The following is a 17,789-nucleotide window of genomic DNA, read 5'->3' on the forward strand; positions in this document are numbered from 1 at the left end:
CCCACCCACAGCCCGACCCACAGCCCGAAGGACACCATGACCACCACCACCCAGGACTTTTCCGTCCGCACCACCGTCTACTCCGAAGACCTGGAAGGCTGGGGTGCGCTCCGCATTGTTCCGTTAGTACCCATCGAGGACATCGACCTCATCTTCGAATGGGTGACCCAGCCCCGGGCAAAGTTCTGGGGAATGACGGAGAACTCCCGCGAAGAAGTCCTGGGGATCTACGAGTTCCTTGACTCCCTGGAAACCCACCACGCGTTCCTGGCCATCCTGGACGGGGAGCCTTTGGCCCTCTTCCAGACGTACGAGCCGCTGCACGATCCCGTCGGCGAGGCCTACCCCGCCCGCGAGGAAGACATCGGCATGCACCTGCTGCTGGCCCCGGCCACTCGGCCCATTCCGCATTTCACCCCGCGGCTGGGCACGTCCTTGATCAAGTACATGTTCTCCCTGCCGGGCAAGGACCGGATTGTGGTGGAGCCGGACTCCCGCAATGCCAAGGCCCTTCGTCGTCTGGAAGCGACGTGCTTCGAGCTGGGACCCATCATTCAGTTGGCGGAGAAGGAGGCCCAGCTAGGGTTCCTGACACGGGCGGGCTTTGATGAGATCCAGGAGCAGCGGGCCCGCTAGCGCCAGACGAAACTCCAGGTTCCCGCACCCACAGCCGCCAGCACTGCACCGGCTGCGATGACCAACCCGCCAAGGACCACCCACGCGTCCAGCAGTGAGTACGTGGATTCGCGTGCCCACGTCCGTGGCCCGCCGCCGAAGCCGCGCGCTTCCATGGTCACTGCCAGTCGGGATGCCCGCCGAACCGCCTGAACCAACAGACCGAAACTCTGGCCGAGCGTGGCCTTCAACCGCTGGAAGGGGCTGCCTTGGGAACCCACTCCGCGGGCGCGGCGGGCCATTCCTATGGTTTGCCATTCCTCCGCCATGAGCCCTACAAGCCTCATCGAAGCTAACGATCCGAGGACAAAGCGGTGCGGCAGCTTGGCCTTCTGCGCCAGCGCATCGGCCAGGTCGGTGGGGTCGGTGCAGGTCATCAGCAGGATCGCCGGCAACGCGATCGCCAAACCGCGCAGCATGAAACCGAGCCCCAGCTCCAGGGAACCTTCGCTGATGGACCAGAGTCCGACGTCGAGCAGTACAGCGCCGTTGTCCGCCGCCACTATTGCAGTGCTCCAGCCGCCGATCGCTGCCGCAATGATCAGGGGCCAGGCCCGCAGCCACAAAAGCCTGATGGTGAGGCCGGCAAGCGGGAAGAGAGCCAGTTCCGCAAGGAGCGCCGTCGACGCAGAGACCCAGTCGATCGACAAGGCCAGCACCAGGGAAATCAGGAAGACCGACACGAACTTCGCCAAAGGGTTGGCACGAGTCAGCAGGGCGTGGTTGCCGCGGATGTTCAGTGCATCCCTCACGCTGCACCCGCTTCCTGATGCGTTGCTCTGCCTTGCGGTATCGGACCGAGCCGTAGTTCGGTTCCGCCGAGTACAGCACTGAATTCCTGATCGTGGGTTACGGAGACCACCGCGGTTCCGGCGTCCAGCAACTCGGAAAGGAACGACGCCAGCTCGGCCCAGGTATTCGCGTCCTGGCCAAACGTTGGCTCGTCCAGAACAAGGACTTTGGGGTGCGCGGCCAGCACCGTGGCCACCGAGAGCCGGCGCTTTTCCCCGCCGGATAACGTATACGGATTGGCGTCGACGAGATGGGTGAGCCGCAACCGTTCCAGCAACTCGTCCACGCGCTCCTCGCCGTGGCCCAGATGCTTCGGACCAAACATCAACTCATCCAGGACCTTGCCCGTGACGAACTGATGTTCCGGCTCCTGGAACACCGTCCCGATGCGGGAAATCAGCTGGTCTGCTTTCCACTTGAACGGATCAATGCCCGCCCCCTCGGAAAGTTCGACGGCGGCACTCACTTTGCCGTCCACGGGCGCCAAAAGGCCTGCCAACGTGAGCGCAAACGTGGACTTCCCGGCACCATTGGGACCCGTAATGGTCAGGGCTTGGCCTGCCCGGACCTGCGCACTGATGTCCGTTTGCACCGGAACAGGCGGGATGGTTTTGAAACCCTTGCGCCGTGGCTTTAGTCGGGAAACAGCAAGGTCCTGGGCTGCGAGGAGAAGCTGCGCGGCGTCTGGTTCTTTACGGCGGGTGCGGGTTGCCGGAACGTACCCCGGCACCCAGACGCCAGCCGACATCAGCAGGGTGCGGGCCTCGGAAAGGACCTGGTCGGGAGGGCCGTCCAAGAGGACGCCGCCGGCAGCATTCCCGGTCCCTGCGTCCGTGCTGGATCCTGCGGCCGACCCTGGCTGCAAGACCACAATCCTGTCCACCAGGTCTTTCCACACGGACACACGGTGTTCCACCACAACCAGCGTGGCGCCGGTCTTGTCCAGGCATCGCCCAACAGCATCACGGACCTCCAGCACCCCTGCAGGATCCAAGTTGGCCGTTGGTTCGTCCAACAGGATCAGCCCGGGCCGCATCGCCAAAATGCCCGCAAGCGCAAGGCGCTGCTTCTGACCGCCTGAGAGCGCCGCCGTCGGGTGATCCAACGCCAGACCTCCGCCGGCAGCGGTACGCAACCCGACGTCGTCGAGCGCTTCATGGACACGGGACCAAATCTCGTCCCGCGGCACGGCAAGGTTCTCTGCACCGAAGGCAACGTCGTCGCCAACCCTCGACAAAACCACCTGCGTCTCGGGGTCCTGCTGCATCAGTCCCGCGCGTCCACGCTGCTCGCGGGGCGCCACGCCGTCGATCAGCAGGGAGCCGGTCTCATCCGAGTCATCTTCCTCATCCCCCAGCACCCCGGCGAGGGCATGAAGGAGCGTGGATTTGCCGGCACCCGAAGGTCCGAGCAGCAGTACGCGCTCCCCGGGTTCGATCCGAAGGTCGAGGCCCTGAATGGCAGCTTGGGCACGGCCGGCATGCCGCCAACCCCAGCCCTCGGCTGAGATGGCGGCAGGCCTCACCGTGCCGCTTTGCGTGGCCGACATCAGCTGAAGACGGGCTCCGAAGCGGCCTTGCGCGAGGCGAAGGAACTCAGCACGCCGGTCTTGGCCAGGCCGCGTGTCGCCACCCAGGAGAGTGCGCCCGCGATGATTGCGCCGGAAATTGTGGTGAAGGTGATGTAGGCCAGCTTGTCGACGGCTTCATAGGCGATGTTCCAACCCCACGGGAGGAAGGAGTCGTTCAGGCCGCAGAAGAGGCCCGCGCCCGCACCGGCGAGGAGGGCAGTGGGCAGGTTGAACTTCTTGTACCGGACGGCGGCAAAGATGAGTTCCGCGCCCAGGCCCTGCAGAACGCCGGAGATGAGCACGGTGGTGCCGTACTGCGAACCCAGGATGAGCTCACCGGTGGCGGCAACAGTCTCACAGAACAGGGCTGCACCCGGCTTGCGGATAATGAGCATGCCCAGGACCGCGGGGATCATCCAGCCGCCGGCAATCAGGCCGGTGAGAGGCGGATACGTCGCGTTCATGGGGATGGATACCAGTGCGGCGCCTTGGGACCATGCCCAGAAGATCACGCCTCCCGCGATGGCGATCAAGGCCGCCACAACGATGTCTACAACACGCCAGTTATAACTGGTCTTCTTCACGTTTACCGTGGTCATTTTCTGCCTCCTGAGGTTACAGGAGGGGAAAGTGCTCCCCGGAATCCGGCTGGCCTGCGCCGCCCGGATCCGGACACTCTGAGAAGCTCGACTCCCTTGCGCCGGTACTAACCGGATCAGGTTCGAGGGTCTGCGGCTGTCCGCACTCTCAGCGCCCTCGCGTCTCCTGCATCTCTGCAGAGTCCGACGGCGGCGCTCCCCTGTCGTTATCAAATCTGCCCTGATGGGCTGGTTCAGTTTACACCTGAGTCTGTGGCGGGTGTTGGTCTGTTGCCGGCAGGCGGTCACAATCGGCAGTGGTGGTGCGTTGCGAGGCCCGCTCTGCACGCTTACCCCACACCATTCCCTGCACACCAGGCCTCACAACGAGACGGGGGCGCGTTGCGAGGCCCACTCAGCACCCTTATCCCACACCATTCCCTGCACACCAGGCCCCACAACGAGACGGGGGCGCGTTGCGAGGCCCGCTCTGCACCCATCCCCCACGCCATTCCCTGCACACCAGGCCTCACAACGAGACCTGAGAGAATGAACCAGCAGAATCCACCGCGGCAAAGGGGCACCTTCATGACTGACCTTCCCCAGCAAGACCTCCCCCTTCCCACAGAAGTGCCCCAGCCGCGCCTGGCCGCGAGCGTCATCCTCCTCCGTGACGCCCCGGGCGGACTCGAAGCCTTTGTCCAGCACAGGGTGAGCACCATGGACTTCGCCGCCGGCATGGTGGTCTTCCCCGGTGGGCGGGTGGATGCCGCGGACGAGTCCGGCTGGGACTACCCCTCGGACCTGCTTCAACGCCACGCGGCGGACTGGCAGCAGAGCTCCATCTGCAGTGGCGCGGGCGAAGCCACCAAGAACGCCGGAACGGTGCTTTCCGCCGCAATCCGTGAAGTCAAGGAGGAAGCCGGGCTCAGCATCGATGCCTCTGACCTCCGCCCGTGGGCCAACTGGATCACACCGACAGACATGCCCAAGCGATTCGACACCTACTTTTTTGTTGCCAAGCCCTCCCCGGGGGCCGAACCCCGGCACCAGACCACGGAGGCCTGGCAATCGCTGTGGATGCCGGTAGCGGACATTCTTGCGGCGGAGGCCGCGGGCACCCTGAAGCTGATGCCGCCCACGTACTACCTGCTCAAAGAAATCGCCGGGTTCGCCACAGTGGATGTTCTTTGGTCGGCCGAACACGATGTTGTTCCGGTTCTGGCACCTGTCGGCTCCATGGCTGCGTTCCTCAAGGAGCGGGAAAACCGCCGCTAGCGCTTGGAACGAGCTGGAGCCGGTTAGGCTGGGAGCATGAACCTCTTCTTCAAGCTGATCGGCGCCGGTGTAAGTCTCGGAGCAGGCTTCGTAGGTACCAAACTTGTCAACAAAGGGTGGGAAAAGGCCACGGGCAACAAGCCACCCTTGGGCAACGACGACATGGAATCGAGTCTTCGCTCGGCCCTGACTTTCGCGCTGATTTCAGCCTTCGTCAGCACACTCATCCAGGTCCTGGCGAGCAGGGGCACGCAGCGCGCCATTGCACGCTTCGCCAAGACCCACGACATCGTCTAGGCAACCGCACCACAACACAACGCCGGGATCACCCATAAGGGTAGTCCCGGCGTTCGTTGTTTCTGCTGCTCCTAGCGCTGGCTCCCGGGCTCTTGCCCCGCGGCCGCCCGCTGCACAACCGCTTCAAGTTCATCCTTGGTGAGCATTTCGCGATGCCCGTGCTTGGTGCGGTAGGCGGAGCGGCCCACCATGTGAGCGGAAACCGGGGCCGTCAGGAGCTGGAAAATCCACGCCACCAGAAGGACTGGCCATACCCACCAGGTCCGCATCTGGAGGCCGATCGCAGCCAGCATGAGGAACAACCCCAGAACCTGCGGCTTGGTGGCCGCGTGCATGCGGCTCATGAGGTCCGGAAATCTCAACAAGCCAATAGCGGCGCCGAGGGACATCAGTGCGCCCACCACCAGGAACAGTGCAGTGACGGCGTCGATCACAAAATCCAAGCCGGTGGCATCAGGACTCATTGCTCTGCTCCCTCCGTTCGGCTACGAACCGGGCCACGGTCACCGAGCCAATGAACCCGATCACCGCGAGGGCCACCAGCAGCATCAAGTTGTTAAGGTGCTTGTTCATTGCCATGTCGATTGCCAGGGCGGCACCCAGGATCGCCAGCAAGACATCCGATGCCAGAACCCTATCCAGCAAGGACGGACCGATCGCGATCCGGACAATTGCCCCTGCCGCGGCGAGGCTAAGGATTACAGCCGTTGCCACGAGAACGATTTCCTTCATAGCGTTGCCCCTTCCATTCCCGGGCGCTGTTCTGCATTGAGGGCTGCGACTTCTTCGCGCGTGCCCATGATGCGGATCAATCTCGCCTCAATGACTTGGGTTTCCTCGCGGATCTTGTCGATGTCCGCTTCCTCATAAATGTTGAGCGCGTGCAGGTACAGCGTGGACGTTGAGCGGTCCACTTCCACCACCAGTGAACCCGGGATCAACGAGATCACGTGCCCGGTGGCTGTCACCATCAGGTCTGAATGGCTCCGCAACGGAACGGCGACGACGGCGCTACGCACCGTGGGTCCTTTGGCTACAGCCAGGTACAGAACCAGGAAGCTCGCTGCCACCACTTTGCCGAGGAACATCAGAGCGAAGGGAATAGCGCGCAGAATGTTGAACCTGCCACTGAGCTCCACGGGCGGGAGGTAGAACAGTTTGGCCACCAGCACGGCGATCAGGGCACCGAACAACAGGTTGCCCGGGCTGAAGTCCCGCCACAGCGCGCCCCACACGATGACCAACCAGACGAGGAGCGGCAACTCCGTGCGGAAGGAAATGGGTTTTCGGCTCACTTGGCATCACCCGGCTGTGTCTCAGCTGACGGTGCTTCGCCCGTCCGCGGTTCGTCTGTTTGTGCCAACGGCGGCACCTCAACGGAATCGCCCAGGACCGAGTGGATGTACGCTGAGCGGTCCAGCATGATCCCGGCGGAACCGTCAGCAACTTTGAAGAGCGGCCCCGCGAATACAGTGAGCGCCACCCCGAACACCACCAGACCCGCCGTGGAGCCAACCATGGTGCGGGGCAGGACACCCACATTGCCGGGGGTCATCAGCACAGGGTCCGGGTATTCTGCGTCCTCGGGTTTGCGCCAGAACGCCCTGTTCCAGACACGGGCGATGGCCAGCAATGTCAGGAGGCTGGTGACAACGCCACCCACCACCAGCACGATTGCCAAGGGTGTCCCCAACTCCACGCCGGCCTGCAGCAGCCCCAGCTTTCCGAGGAAGCCGGAGAACGGCGGAATGCCCGCAAGGTTCATGGCCGGAACAAAGAACAGCAACGCAAGCAATGGCGAGAGCTTCGCAAGGCCACCCAAACGGTCAATGGACGAGCTGCCGCCGCGCCGCTCTATGAGACCTGTGACCAGGAACAGGCTGGTCTGCACGGTGATGTGGTGCGCAACGTAGAAAACCGCAGCACCCAACCCGGCCACGGAACTCATGGCGAGGCCAAACACCATATAGCCGATGTGGCTAACAAGCGTGAAGGACAGGAGACGTTTGATGTCGCTCTGGGCCAAGGCGCCCAGAATTCCGACAATCATGGTGAGTAGCGCCACCACCATCAGCGGGACGTTGAGGGTATCCCCGGGGAACAGCAGTGTTTCCGTGCGGACCATGGCGTATACGCCCACTTTGGTCAACAACCCGGCGAACACGGCGGTGACTGGAGCGGGCGCCGTCGGATAAGAGTCTGGAAGCCAGAACGACAAAGGGAAGACTGCTGCCTTGATGCCGAACGCCACCAACAGCATCACGTGCAGAAGGTTCTGCGTGCCCTGATCCAGTTCGGCAAGTTTGATGGCAAGGTCCGCCATGGTGATGGTTCCGGTGGCACCGTAGATCATGGCGATAGCGATGAGGAACAGCACGGACGACACCACGGAAACCACAACGTAGGTGACGCCCGCCCGGATGCGCGGTCCGGTTCCGCCCAGTGTCATGAGGACGTAACTGGCCGTCAGGAGGATTTCGAAACCGACGTAGAGGTTGAAGAGGTCACCGGTCAGGAACGCATTGGACACGCCCGCCACCAGGATCAGGTAGGTGGGGTGGAAGATCGAGACCGGCGCTTCCTGGTCGCCGTCGGCCATGCCCTGGCCGGTCGCGTAGATGAGCACCGCCAGGCTGACCACAGTGGAAACCACCAGCATCAGCGAAGAGAATTGGTCCACCACGAGGACCACGCCCCACGGCGGCAGCCATCCGCCCAGCGTGACGGACGTTGTGCCGCCGTCCCACACGGAGACCAGGAGCAGGCATTCGAGGAGGAGAGTCGCGCTCAGGATGCCAATGCTCACTACCCGCTGTGCGCTGTGGTGCCGGATCAGCAGGAATGCCAGGGCAGCGCCAAGGATCGGTAGGAGGACAGCTAGCGGCGACAGGTTTGCGAGATTCACGCGCTGCCTCCTTCCTGGTTCGAAGCCGTGTTGGGGGTTTCGGTCGCGTCGGGCCTGTCCTTATTTGCAGGGCTGGCCGGGGTGATGGCGAATTCGGACGTTTCCAGCGGGACGATGGCGTCGTCCTCCGCATCGAAGCTCGGAGTCTTGGCCACGCGGACGTCTTCGAGGTCATCCTGGATTTCATCCTGGCGAGCCAGGACCCATGTGCGGTAAATGATGCCGAGCATAAAGGCGGTGACAGCGAACGAAATGACGATCGACGTCAGGATCAGGGCCTGGGGCAAAGGATCGTTGTACGTTTCCGGGTTCGTTTCCTTATCGAACAAAGGGGCAAGGCCTGCGTACCCTCCCGTGCTCAGGATCAGGATGTTGGTGGCATTAGCCAGCAGCATCAAACCCAACAGCACGCGCGTCAGGCTGCGTTCCAGGATCAAATAGATCCCGCAGGCGTACAGGACGCCCATGACGATCAGCAGGGTCAGGTTGATGCTCATGCGTTGCCCTTCCCGGACGCAGCGGATTCGGCGGCTTCCTCGGCGAGGTCGGCATGCCCGGCTGCATCTTCCTCAGCCAGCGGGGCACCCTTGCCTTCAAAGTGTTCGTCGATCTCGGCACCGAGGCTCCGAAGGACATCGAGCGCCAACCCCACCACCACGACGTAAACGCCAATGTCGAAAATGGTGGAAGTGACGAACTTGACGTCACCGAAGACCGGTAGCCAGAACTCGATAATGGCGCTCTGGAACACCTGTCCGCCCAGGAAGAGCGGCACCACACCGGAAGCGGCCGCCGTCGCCAGTCCTGTCCCCAAAAGGGTCCCCGCGCTGACGGTGGCTGCCTCGCTCAACTCGAACCGCCCACCCGCTAGGTAGCGGATTGTCAGTGCGAGCCCGGCGGTGAGGCCGCCGGCAAAGCCGCCGCCCGGAAGGTTGTGCCCGGCGAGGAGAAGATAAATGGAGAACACGATCATGGAGTGGAAGATCAGTCTGGTGACCACTTCGAAGATGATCGAGCGGCGTTCGGGGGCCAGGGTACGGCCGGCAACCAGCCACGCATCGCGGCTCACGTCGGTGAACTTCTTCGCCACGGCCAAGGTGGCGCCGTCGCGGGAGTCACGGTCGACGCCGGTGCGTCGCCCGACGCTGCCTTCCGGCACGGCCTCCGAAGTCTTGATCCGGTCGCCGCGGCTGCGGACGAAGATCAGGCTGGCTACACCCGTGGCAGCAATCGCGAGCACCGAGATCTCACCGAACGTGTCCCAGGCGCGAATATCCACCAGGGTCACGTTGACTACGTTCAGTCCCCCGCCGCCTTCATACGCCAACCGCGGGAAGTCCAGTGAGATGGGGGTGGCAACGCGCGCGCCCATGGCGTAAATCGCCACGAAAATCATGGTGATGCCAAAGGCCGCACCAATGATCACGCGGATTACCCTGAGCCGACCCCCGGTCCTGTCCCTCAACTCAGCGGGCAGGCTGCGCATGGCCAGCACGAAAGCAACCAGCACAATGGTTTCCACCAGCATTTGGGTCAGTGCGAGGTCCGGTGCGCCTTGGAGTGCGAACATGAGGGCAATGCCGTAACCCGTGACGGACACCATGAGCACGGCGAGGAAACGCTTGTTGGCCCGGACGGCAGCCAGGGCACCCACCACGATGCCGATGCCTGCCACTACTTGCAGTGGCGAGTTCGGGTCGATGAAGTACATGCCGTCCGGCAGTGGCTTGTTCGCCACGATCAGCGCCGTCATCGGAACCGCGAATGCCACGCTGAGGATCACCGCGAGGTAGAAGTACAGCGAACCACGCTGCGTGCGGCCTGTCACCCAAACCGCGATGTCGTCCAGCGCGCCGATGGTGTTCTGGTAAGCCCTGTCGCCGTCCACCCAGTCCGGGACCAGGCTTTGGGCACGGGCAACGAGGTTGCGCCAGTAGAACATCGCGGCGCCGGCCGCGAACGTCAGCGTGGTCAGGCCCAACGCGGGGGTGACGCCATGCCACAAAGCCAAGTGTCCGGCGTCGACCGCGTCCGGACCGTCAGCGAACAGCGCTGCGTAAGGCTGGATCCAGGTGTCCACGGGCGTTGGCCATAATCCATAGACGATAGTGAGCAAACTAAGGATGGCCGGTGCTGCCAGGAATGCCGGTTTGATGGGCTTGAACGGGGTAGGTTCCACGCCGGGCTTGACGGCAAAGGCTCCCCACATGAACCGGGCGCTGTAGGCGAACGTCAGGATCGATCCGATGACCAGGCCCACCAGGATCAAGATGCCCCACGCTGGAGCGCCATCACCGGTGCCGTAGTGGACGAAGGCTTCAAACACTGACTCTTTGGCTACGAAACCTGCCAGGGGTGGCACACCGGCCATGGACGCCGCTGCGATACCGGCCACAACACCCAGCGCCCGCGACGAACGGAAAACGCCGGAAAGCTTGCGGATATCGCGTGTCCCGGACTGGTGATCGATGATGCCCACTACCAGGAACAGCGCGGCCTTGAACAAGCCATGCGCCAGCAGCAGTCCGAGTCCGGCCAGGGCAGCGTCGGGACGTCCTAATCCCACCACCATGGTGAGGAAGCCGAGCTGGCTGACCGTGCCGTAGGCAAGGATCAGTTTGATGTCTGTCTGGCGTAGGGCCCGGTAACCACCCACGAGCATGGTGGCCAAGCCCAGCCCCAGAACCACGGGAAGCCAAAACTCCGACGCCGAAAACCCGGGAGCAAGGCGAGCCACGATGTAGATGCCGGCTTTGACCATCGCGGCAGCGTGAAGATACGCGCTCACGGGGGTGGGCGCTGCCATGGCACCTGGAAGCCAGAAATGGAATGGGACAAGCGCCGATTTGGTTACGGCGCCAGCCAGGATAAGTACGACGGCGGTGGCCACCGCTCCCTGCATCGGTCCGGCCATGAGCGGCCCGGCTTGGTCCAGTATCGTCGAAATGCGATAGGTTCCTGCGGCCTGCCCCAGGATGATGAGGCCGACGAGCATGGCGAGGCCACCCGCGGTGGTGACCATGAGTGCCTGCAGTGCAGAACGCCGCGCCGCCAGACGTGTGCGGGCGTAGCCGATCAGCAGATAGGAAAGGATGGTGGTGAGCTCCCAGAAGATGAAGAGCATCAGCAGGTCATCGGAGGTCACCAAACCGAACATGGCTCCGGCAAAAGCGAGCAGTTGAGCGCCGAATCCGCCCAGGCCGGCATCCTTGTTCTTGAAGTACCTGGCGCAATAAACCAAAACCAGGGATCCCACTCCGAGGATCAGTAAGGACATCACCCAGGCCAAGGGATCCATACGGAAGGCGAGCTCAAGCTTCAGGCTGGGAATCCATGGGATGACTTCTTCTATGCCACCACCGGAATATACAGGGCCGTACTGGAAAAGCAGCCAAATGAAGGCACCTACGGGAACCGCTGCAAGAGCATAGAAGGCATTCCTGCCGAGTTTGCTGAAGATCAAAGGCGCCACAGTTGCCGCTACAAAGGTGATGGCGAGAACTGTGATCACTGTTATCTCCGCAAAGTCAGGAACATATTGTCAAAAGTTGGAGCAGGCGGTCATACGTTGGGTTCGGTTTAGCTAGTTTATCAAGGCGAACCGACAGTTTTTGGCATGGGAAGCTGACTGCGCGCATGGCTTAAAGCCGCGTTCTCCACATAGCGGTCTGTCATCTACCCGCCGTTCTCCGCTGTCGCTATAGCATTCAAGCTATGAACGCGGCCGCAGTTCCCGAAGCCTCCCACTCGACGTCCGAGCTTGCCTCAGGACCCGTCGCTTCCAAGAAAGGACAGATCCTTGCTTGGGCATCCTGGGACTGGGGCTCAGCTGCCTTCCAAGCGGTGATGACCACCTTCGTCTTCACCGTTTACCTCACGTCCAATGCGTTCGGCGGAGAAGATGCGGCATCGGCCGCGCTCGGTGCTGCCCTCGCCGTTGCCGGCCTCGCCATTGCCTTGCTGGCTCCCGTCACCGGGCAGCGTTCCGACGCCGGGGGACGCCGCAAGATGTGGCTCGGTGTCAACACCGCCGCAACAGCTGTCCTGACAGCGCTCTGTTTCTTCGTGTTCCCCCAACCGGAGTTCCTGCTGCTAGGGGTATGCCTGATAGCACTCGGCAACATTTTCTTTGAGTTTGCCGGCGTGAACTACAACGCCATGCTGGCGCAGATATCTACGCCCCGGAACATCGGCAGGGTCAGCGGCTTCGGGTGGGCCATGGGTTACCTGGGCGGCATCGTTGCGCTCCTCCTGGTTCTTCAGCTATTCGTGCAGCCCTCCTTCGAGTGGTTTGGCGCTTCAACGCAGGACTCCTTGAACATCCGGCTCGTTGCCATCTTCTCGGCACTGTGGTTCTTCATCTTTGCCCTTCCCGTGATGTTCGCTGTTCCTGAAGTTTCCGTGAAGAAGAGCACCGCGTCGCTGGGTTTCATTGCGTCCTACAAGTTGTTGTTCCGCCGCATTGGGGCCATCTATCGGACCAGCCCCCACACCATCTACTTCCTGCTTTCCAGTGCCATCTTCCGTGACGGCTTGGCGGCAGTATTTACTTTCGGCGGCGTCATCGCCGCGGGGACGTTCGGCTTCGAGCTCAAGGACGTTATCTTCTTCGCTATCTTCGGCAACGTCGTGGCGGCCGTCGGTGCAATCATTGGAGGCTTCCTCGACGACAGGATCGGACCGAAGGCAGTCATTATCCTCTCGCTGATTGGACTTCTCGTCGCAGGCACGGCCATTCTGGTCCTGGGTAACGGCGACTACGTTTTCTTTGGCAATGACTGGCCAGGTGCCACTACGTTCTGGGTCTTCGGCCTGCTGCTCTGCTTGTTCGTGGGACCGGCACAATCGTCCTCACGCGCATATCTTGCAAGGCTTGCCCCCCACGGAGAATCCGGGGAGCTTTTCGGGCTCTACGCGACCACTGGGCGGGCCGTCAGCTTCCTCGCACCGACGCTCTTCACGCTGTGTATCGCCATCGCCTCGCCGCTTGTGGCAGAAGGTGAAGCCCAGCGCTGGGGCATCCTGGGAATCATGGTGGTCCTTCTGGCCGGCCTGTTGGTGATCCTCCCAGTGAAGCCACCGGCCAAGGTGGAAATAGCCGTGGTCCCTGAGCGTTAACTACATAGGACTGGCTGAGCATTATCGCCGTACCAGACCCATACAACAGAGTTAGGGTGTAGCTATGAACGTGGATGAGACTGAACTCCCGGGCCTCGGGATCCGCAAGGATTTCGTCACGGCGTCGGGCCGTCGCATCGGTGTGGTGGAACTTCGCGAGGGTGAGACCGAGCTGTTCGTGTCCACCTGGGACGACCCCGACACGTGCCAAGCCTCCATCCCGTTGACAGCAGACGAAGCATCGACACTGGGGAACCTCTTGGGCGGCCAGCACATTGCCATGCGCTTGGCAGAAGAACATCGCGAGATACCGGGCATCGTTACCCGCCAGTTCTCCATCACCCCGGATTCACCCTTCGTCAACCAGCCCATGGGCAAGGCGCAGATCCGCACCCGGAGTGGTGTTTCCATCGTGGCGATCATGCGCGAAGGTGAGGTTGTCCCCTCGCCGGCACCCGACGTCGTACTTCACACCGGTGATTTGCTCGTAGCGGTCGGCACGCAGGAAGGTCTTGACTCGGCAGCCGACATCCTCCGCAACGGCTGACCGGAATGGATCCGCTCGCACTAGCCCTCGTTGAACTGGGGGCCGTCGTCTTCTGCCTCGGTCTCCTTGCTCGATTAGCGGGCCGAATAGGCATGTCCCCCATCCCGCTCTACTTGGTGGGAGGCTTGGCCTTCGGTGCCGGCGGGTTCGTCAAGTTGGACGGAATGCACGAGTTCGCCCATCTTTCCGGTGAAATCGGCGTTATCCTCCTGCTGCTTATGCTCGGATTGGAATATACGGCGTCGGAGCTCGTCACTGGCCTTCGGCGATCGTGGCAGGCCGGCGTTCTTGATTTTGTCCTCAACTTCCTTCCGGGCGCGGGACTCGCCGTGCTTTTGGGTTGGGGACTTGTGGGGGCCATCGTCATGGGTGGCGTCACCTATATCTCGTCGTCCGGAATCGCCGCCAAGGTGATCACTGACCTCGGCCGGATCGGTAACCGCGAAACTCCCGTGGTGCTGTCAATCCTCGTTTTTGAGGACCTCGCAATGGCCATCTACCTCCCGATCCTCACGGCGATCCTGGCCGGCGTGGGGTTCCTGGGCGGACTGCAGACTGTGGGAATTGCCCTTGCAGTAGTCACCGTGGTGCTGGTCATCGCCCTCAAGCACGGGCACCGGGTCTCGCAAGCAGTGCACAGTGAAAACTCCGAGGTCTTCCTACTGAACGTGCTCGGTCTCGCCCTCCTGGTGGCCGGCATCGCTTCGGCGCTGCAGGTGTCCGCCGCAGTGGGTGCCTTCATGCTGGGCATCGCAATTTCCGGTGCCACTGCCCACAACGCCACCAGAATCCTCGAACCGTTGCGGGATCTCTTCGCAGCGATCTTCTTCGTCGCCTTCGGGCTGAACACCGATCCGACGTCCATTCCGCCCGTCCTTGGTTGGGCCCTGGTGCTGGCCGTCATCACCGCAGCTACCAAGATGCTCACAGGATTCTGGGCTGCCAAGCGGGCCGGCATCGCCGTCCCGGGCCGTTTCCGCGCTGGCGCTGCCCTGATTGCGCGCGGTGAATTCTCCATTGTCATCGCTGGTCTGGCTGTTGCGTCCGGGGCAGTTCCGGACGAACTTGCGGCACTCGCCACCGCGTATGTACTCATCATGGCCATCCTTGGCCCTCTGGCTGCCCGCTTCGTGGAACCAGTGGTCAAGGCCATTCGGAAGTCGCCGGGAGCTCCCCCGCGGACACAGGAGCGCGCACCAGCGTAGCGAGTCTCCAAAGTGCCGAGAGCTACCCCCTCGGCAAAGGCACCAAACGAGGCTAGATGGACGTCCGGTGGAAGTTCTGGTGGCTGCGGCTCGCGGTGGGTCCTCGCTGGCCCTGGTAACGGTTGCCGTATTCGCCGGAACCGTAGGGGTGCTCGGCCGAGGACGTCAGTCGGAAGAAGCACAGCTGTCCAATTTTCATGCCGGGCCACAGCTTGATGGGCAGAGTTGCCACGTTGGAGAGCTCCAATGTCACGTGACCTGAGAAACCGGGGTCAATGAATCCGGCCGTGGAGTGCGTCAGCAGCCCGAGGCGCCCAAGGGATGACTTCCCTTCGAGACGGGCAGCGATATCGTCGGCCAGGCTGACGGTTTCGTAGGTTGAGCCGAGTACGAACTCTCCGGGGTGCAGGATGAATGGCTCGTCGCCTTCGACTTCAACCAGCCGGGTCAGTTCGGGCTGTTCCTCGGCAGGGTCGATGTGGGCATATTTATGGTTGTCGAAGAGCCGGAAAAACCGGTCAATCCGCACGTCAACGGAAGATGGCTGAACCATCGCGGGGTCGTACGGTTCAAGAACAATCCGTTGGGAGTCTATTTCGGCACGAATATCGCGGTCAGAGATCAGCACAGCATCAAAAATACCCCATGCATCAAATACCCCATGCATTGTCCGCGCCGCCCCATGGGACTATAGTTCCCGGACATGTAGAACCGCGCCCGTACTTGGGGGCAACGAGCATTCGCGGGGTAATTGTGAGAAAACTGGCTGCGCCTGCCGCTATCGTGCTGGCTGGCGTATTGGCTCTGGGGGTGGCCGCCTCCAGCCAGATTCTCCCGTCAACGCAGACGGTCCCCGGGCCCACCGCCACACCTTCCGCCGTTGTCCCTTCAGGGATGACGGCACCAAAGGAAACCACGACGGCGGACCCCGCACCTTCAGCGCCCCTCCCGGCGGCCGGCAACGCCTCGGACCCCACCACAGTGCCCGCGCCGGACCCCGGAACGCCGGAGTCGACACCAAGCGTCGGCGCGGGAACCGACACGGACGGCGGGCCCGTCGCTATAGATCCGGTGTTTGAGACGCCACCCCCCGTGCCCAACATCGGGCCCTCCTGGGGGCCTGACAACCCCTCGGACCCCGGCGCCACCGAGCCACCCGTAGCGGAGCCGTCTCCACAAGAGACTGTCGGTCCTGTTCCAGCCGCACCAACACCATCCGCCCAGGCCGCCGGGCCTGGACCGTCTGCCTCTACAACCGAAACGCCTGCACCAACTCAACCAACTTCCCCCAGCGAAACATCGCCATCAACCGAAACGCCTGCACCAACAGGAAGTCCGTCCCCCACTCCAACGCTCGAAACCGCCTCACCAGCCCCGACGGCGACGCCCGAAGCGACACCAACCCCTACACTCACCCCCTTCCCGGGCAAGAGCCCGAGCAGCACCGTGGATCCGGAGAACGGCGCGCTGGCGCTCCTCCCGGACAGCAACACAGCTGCGATCCTGACGGTGTTCAACGCGATCAACAGCTACCGTGCATCGCTCGGCCTGGCTCCTGTGAAGTACCACGCCACGGTGGCCAGCCTGGCTCAGGACTGGTCCAACAACATCGCGACGCGTGAGGTGATCCAGCACCGCGCCAACTTCTGGACTGATCCCCGGGCTCTCAACCCCAACAACGGGGCGGGTGAAGTCATCGCTGTCCGCTGGGACCGTGACGCAGCGCAGCTTGTGGAGTGGTGGAAGGGTTCTCCCGGTCACGACGCCCTTCTGCGTGATCCCCGGTTCAACGTCATGGGCATCGGCATCACCTACACGGACGGCAACTGGCAGACCACCCCCAACCGCTACACGCTCTGGGGCGTAGTGAATTTCTTTGGCTACACATCTTTGCCGGCAGGGACCACCACAAGCCCGGGCGGTACAGTCCCGCCACCAACCGACCCTGTGGGTGTCTGCGAACCGGGCAGCAAGCACCAACCGCCCACCCTTAACTTGAGCGCGGCCTCCATCAGCAGCGCAGCCGACCTCGTGTCGATCGCCGGCGACGGCTCGGTGGTTGCCTACCCATCGTGGGGTGGCGGCAGGTACGGCGGCGGCAAGAGAATCGGCGTCGGCTTCACAGGGCTCAAAGACCTCTTCATCACGGACTGGGACCGCGACGGCGTGTTTGATCTGATCTCCCAAAGACTCGACGGCGCCCTGCTGGTGTACCCCGGCCTTCAGACAGGTGGGTTCAAGGATCCCATTGCCCTTGGCCAGGGCTGGGGGACCCTGAACATCACCGTGGGCACTTGGTGCGCCAACAACCGGCTTCCCCAGATCGTTGCCATGGATTCGGGCGGCAACCTGTACCTCTATAAGAACGCCGCCCTTGCCTACATCCGTGCCCAAGCGGCAATCGGCACGGGATTCCCAGCGATCAGGCTAAGCATGGTGGACTACAACGCCGACGGCTTCCAGGACCTCCTCACCACTGAGGCCAATGGAACCCTCAGGCTGTACCGCGGGAGCGGGCTGGGCACACCCAAGCAGGAATCCCGTCCGGTAGTGGGCGCGGAATGGACCGACTACACGGGCTTGAGGGCGCTTCGCGGCGTAACGGGTCCCGACTCGACGGGTGTTGCCGGACTGGACCGCAACGGAGTCGTTGAATATTGGGATCTCAACACAGGACGGCTTACCACGCCGGTGACCATCGGCATCGGCTGGGGCGGGCTGAAGTTCGCCCAATAGAAAGGCATGCCACCCCAACCTGCGTGTCGGCGTCGTGCGCCAATCCGACGTCGCGCGTCAATCCGGCGTCGCGCGTCCACAGCCGCGG

The 17,789-nt window shown here is 62.7% G+C and carries 17 protein-coding genes and 1 riboswitch; of the genes, 7 read left to right on the forward strand and 10 right to left on the reverse strand.

What is annotated here, in order from left to right; genetic code table 11:
• The first annotated feature begins 36 nt into the window (after positions 1–36).
• Complete coding sequence (locus AC6CH8_RS17625) at positions 37–636, forward strand: GNAT family N-acetyltransferase (RefSeq protein ID WP_178995809.1); 600 nt, start codon at positions 37–39, stop codon at positions 634–636.
• On the opposite strand, the gene AC6CH8_RS17630 is transcribed toward AC6CH8_RS17625, so the two are convergent.
• Genes AC6CH8_RS17630 through AC6CH8_RS17640 form a run of 3 tightly spaced genes read right to left on the reverse strand, consistent with a single transcriptional unit; the run spans position 633 to position 3,636 of the window.
• On the reverse strand, positions 633–1,427 hold the full coding sequence (locus AC6CH8_RS17630) for an energy-coupling factor transporter transmembrane component T family protein (RefSeq protein ID WP_498191674.1): 795 nt from the start codon (positions 1,425–1,427) through the stop codon (positions 633–635). The genes AC6CH8_RS17625 and AC6CH8_RS17630 overlap by 4 nt on opposite strands.
• Positions 1,424–3,016: an ABC transporter ATP-binding protein gene (locus AC6CH8_RS17635; protein ID WP_498191675.1), complete on the reverse strand. Its 1,593-nt coding sequence runs from the start codon at positions 3,014–3,016 to the stop codon at positions 1,424–1,426. The genes AC6CH8_RS17630 and AC6CH8_RS17635 overlap by 4 nt, the downstream gene beginning before the upstream one ends.
• Complete coding sequence (locus AC6CH8_RS17640; RefSeq protein ID WP_498191676.1) at positions 3,016–3,636, reverse strand: ECF transporter S component; 621 nt, start codon at positions 3,634–3,636, stop codon at positions 3,016–3,018. The genes AC6CH8_RS17635 and AC6CH8_RS17640 overlap by 1 nt, the downstream gene beginning before the upstream one ends.
• Positions 3,637–3,711: 75 nt before the next feature.
• Positions 3,712–3,848, reverse strand: a riboswitch (TPP riboswitch).
• 355 nt (positions 3,849–4,203) lie between these two features.
• Between AC6CH8_RS17640 and AC6CH8_RS17645 the strand changes: the two genes are divergently transcribed.
• Both AC6CH8_RS17645 and AC6CH8_RS17650 read left to right on the forward strand, forming a co-directional pair.
• The gene (locus tag AC6CH8_RS17645; protein WP_498191677.1) at positions 4,204–4,893 is read left to right on the forward strand and encodes an NUDIX hydrolase; all 690 of its coding nucleotides are present in this window, start codon (positions 4,204–4,206) and stop codon (positions 4,891–4,893) included.
• A 36-nt stretch (positions 4,894–4,929) separates the two neighbouring features.
• Entirely contained in the window at positions 4,930–5,190 is a 261-nt protein-coding gene (locus AC6CH8_RS17650) for a DUF4235 domain-containing protein (RefSeq protein ID WP_017199491.1), read from the forward strand.
• Between the two features lie 71 nt (positions 5,191–5,261).
• On the opposite strand, the gene mnhG is transcribed toward AC6CH8_RS17650, so the two are convergent.
• The 6 genes from mnhG to AC6CH8_RS17680 are packed head-to-tail and all read right to left on the reverse strand — an operon-like array spanning position 5,262 to position 11,606.
• Positions 5,262–5,654 (reverse strand): monovalent cation/H(+) antiporter subunit G, encoded by a 393-nt coding sequence (gene mnhG / locus AC6CH8_RS17655; RefSeq protein ID WP_498191678.1) that lies wholly within the window; start codon positions 5,652–5,654, stop codon positions 5,262–5,264.
• A complete protein-coding gene (locus tag AC6CH8_RS17660; RefSeq protein WP_498191679.1) occupies positions 5,644–5,922 on the reverse strand; it encodes an MrpF/PhaF family protein in 279 nt (92 codons plus the stop codon). The genes mnhG and AC6CH8_RS17660 overlap by 11 nt, the downstream gene beginning before the upstream one ends.
• On the reverse strand, positions 5,919–6,485 hold the full coding sequence (locus AC6CH8_RS17665; protein ID WP_179017768.1) for a Na+/H+ antiporter subunit E: 567 nt from the start codon (positions 6,483–6,485) through the stop codon (positions 5,919–5,921). Before AC6CH8_RS17665 ends, AC6CH8_RS17660 begins: the two co-directional genes overlap by 4 nt.
• Positions 6,482–8,095: a Na+/H+ antiporter subunit D gene (locus tag AC6CH8_RS17670; RefSeq protein WP_498191680.1), complete on the reverse strand. Its 1,614-nt coding sequence runs from the start codon at positions 8,093–8,095 to the stop codon at positions 6,482–6,484. The genes AC6CH8_RS17665 and AC6CH8_RS17670 overlap by 4 nt, the downstream gene beginning before the upstream one ends.
• Complete coding sequence (locus AC6CH8_RS17675) at positions 8,092–8,592, reverse strand: Na(+)/H(+) antiporter subunit C (RefSeq protein WP_091469832.1); 501 nt, start codon at positions 8,590–8,592, stop codon at positions 8,092–8,094. The genes AC6CH8_RS17670 and AC6CH8_RS17675 overlap by 4 nt, the downstream gene beginning before the upstream one ends.
• On the reverse strand, positions 8,589–11,606 hold the full coding sequence (locus AC6CH8_RS17680) for a Na+/H+ antiporter subunit A (RefSeq protein ID WP_498191681.1): 3,018 nt from the start codon (positions 11,604–11,606) through the stop codon (positions 8,589–8,591). The genes AC6CH8_RS17675 and AC6CH8_RS17680 overlap by 4 nt, the downstream gene beginning before the upstream one ends.
• Positions 11,607–11,809: 203 nt before the next feature.
• Between AC6CH8_RS17680 and AC6CH8_RS17685 the strand changes: the two genes are divergently transcribed.
• The 3 genes from AC6CH8_RS17685 (at position 11,810) to AC6CH8_RS17695 (ending at position 14,965) form a co-directional block, all read left to right on the forward strand.
• Positions 11,810–13,213, forward strand: coding sequence for an MFS transporter (locus AC6CH8_RS17685; protein ID WP_179017770.1), 1,404 nt, complete (start codon positions 11,810–11,812; stop codon positions 13,211–13,213).
• Positions 13,214–13,277: 64 nt separating this feature from the next.
• A complete protein-coding gene (locus tag AC6CH8_RS17690) occupies positions 13,278–13,760 on the forward strand; it encodes a cation:proton antiporter regulatory subunit (RefSeq protein ID WP_017199499.1) in 483 nt (160 codons plus the stop codon).
• Positions 13,761–13,765: 5 nt separating this feature from the next.
• Positions 13,766–14,965, forward strand: coding sequence for a cation:proton antiporter (locus tag AC6CH8_RS17695; protein ID WP_091469826.1), 1,200 nt, complete (start codon positions 13,766–13,768; stop codon positions 14,963–14,965).
• 52 nt (positions 14,966–15,017) lie between these two features.
• On the opposite strand, the gene dcd is transcribed toward AC6CH8_RS17695, so the two are convergent.
• Positions 15,018–15,593 (reverse strand): dCTP deaminase, encoded by a 576-nt coding sequence (gene dcd, locus AC6CH8_RS17700; RefSeq protein WP_011776299.1) that lies wholly within the window; start codon positions 15,591–15,593, stop codon positions 15,018–15,020.
• 125 nt (positions 15,594–15,718) lie between these two features.
• On the opposite strand from dcd, the gene AC6CH8_RS17705 reads away from it, so the two are divergent.
• Positions 15,719–17,701, forward strand: a complete 1,983-nt coding sequence (locus tag AC6CH8_RS17705; RefSeq protein WP_498191682.1) for a CAP domain-containing protein — start codon at positions 15,719–15,721, stop codon at positions 17,699–17,701.
• Positions 17,702–17,789: the final 88 nt, after the last annotated feature.

This window comes from Paenarthrobacter sp. GQ52 (genome assembly GCF_059759005.1).